At 47.5% G+C, this 1738-nt stretch carries 1 protein-coding gene and 1 tRNA gene; both read left to right on the forward strand.

Annotation, left to right across the window (positions count from 1 at the left end; all coding sequences use genetic code 11):
• The first annotated feature begins 1 nt into the window (after window position 1).
• Window positions 2–79 (forward strand) — tRNA-Asp (locus GX466_08305).
• Between the two features lie 52 nt (window positions 80–131).
• On the forward strand, window positions 132–1358 hold the full coding sequence (locus GX466_08310; protein NLH94196.1) for a 3-deoxy-D-manno-octulosonic acid transferase: 1227 nt from the start codon (window positions 132–134) through the stop codon (window positions 1356–1358).
• Window positions 1359–1738 lie beyond the last annotated feature (380 nt).

Consider the following 1738-nt stretch of genomic DNA (forward strand, 5'->3'; position numbering starts at 1 on the left):
CGGGGGCGTAGTTCAGTTTGGTTAGAACGTCTGCCTGTCACGCAGAAGGCCGCGAGTTCGAGTCTCGTCGCTCCCGCCATAAATTGGACGTCAGGATTGGCGTCCTTTTTTCATTTGAGTTACTAAGCACTATGGCTGCCATCATCTTTGGTCTATATAATTTGATATTGGAAACAGCATTTTTGCTATTCTATCCGCTAATCTGGTTGATTTGCCTGGGGAAGCATTACACAGATTCCCTCAAACCCCAGGGCAGCAACAGCGAGGGGGGAATATTGCTGCATGCCGCTTCAGTGGGTGAGGTCAACGCCGTCAAACCATTGCTGGTGTCTCTGAAGCAGAAGTATCCGGATAAAAAGATTGTAATCACCACAAACACGGTTACAGGTTTAAAAGCGGCAAAGGCGATACACCCACAATCATTTCTGGCAGTGATGGATATCAGGCATTTGCGGAGAAAGCAACTTGCGATAGTAAATCCCAGTTTGATCATTATCATGGAGACCGAGATTTGGCCCAATCTCTTGCATGAAGCAGCACGCCAAAACATCGCTGTGGTCTTTGTGAACGCGCGCTTGTCGGAAAAGTCATTGCAAAACTATGCGCGGATAAAACGGATGCTCAGATACCTGCAAAAACCCATTCGCTGCATTATCAGCCAATCAGATGCCGACAGTGGAAGATTCAATGGTATTTTTGATGTGCCAGTGCATACAGCGGGTAATCTGAAATTCGCTCTCAAATTGCCTGAGTATGATTTTGCATCGACAAGGCGGCGCTTGGGTTTTGCGGAGAAGGACTTCATTATCTGCTTTGGCAGCAGCAGACCGGGGGAAGAGGGGATGCTCAAAGCTATCCTGCCCGAGCTGCAATCTAAAATTGAGCGGTTGAAATTCATCATTGCGCCCCGCCACCCCAAGAGAACAAATGAAGTGGCCGCAGTCTTTCCGGAAGCAACCCTGTACACACAGGTCGATAATAATGGTAGCGGGGGTGGCGATGTCTTGATAGTAGATACCATAGGGCATTTAAACGAATGTTACTCTGTTTGCGACATTGCCAACGTGGGTGGTTCGTTCTTCAATTTCGGCGGCCATAATCCCTTGGAGCCAGCCTATTATGGAAAGCCAATAATCATTGGCGAGTATAATCAATCTTGCCGCGAATCAGTAAAAGCATTGGCCGGAGAATCCGCTATTCTGGTTTCCAACGAATCAGAGTTAGCGGACAATATCATAGATTTACACGGAAATCCGGAAAAGCGTTTAAGCATGGGACGCAGAGCACAGAAATGCCTGGAAAGATACGCGGAAGCTTTAAACAGGCACATGGAGTTGTTGGAAAGATGGATCAGCTAAGAGAAGCAATGTTCTACCGCAAAGTGGGGGAGAGCGGGGTGGTTTGCGATCTCTGCCCACATCACTGTAACCTTAAAACAGGACAATCTGGTAAATGCAGAGGGAGAGAAAGCCAGGGTGGCAAGTTGATTGCCGTCAACTATGGAAAGCACATGGGTCTGGGAGTTGATCCCATCGAGAAAAAACCCCTGTATCACTTTCGACCCGGTTCTAAGATTATCTCCCTGGGAGCAAACTCCTGTAACCTGAGTTGCTTCTTCTGCCAGAATTATGGAACCAGCCAGTTCAAGTCCAACACCGAACACTTGAGTCCCCAAGATTTGTATGGAGTGGTTCAGCAATTCAGTAAACAGCAAGCAATGCAAGTTGCGTTTACATAC

It is taken from the genome of Candidatus Cloacimonadota bacterium (assembly GCA_012516855.1).
In the GTDB taxonomy this organism is placed as follows: Bacteria; Cloacimonadota; Cloacimonadia; order Cloacimonadales; family Cloacimonadaceae; genus Syntrophosphaera.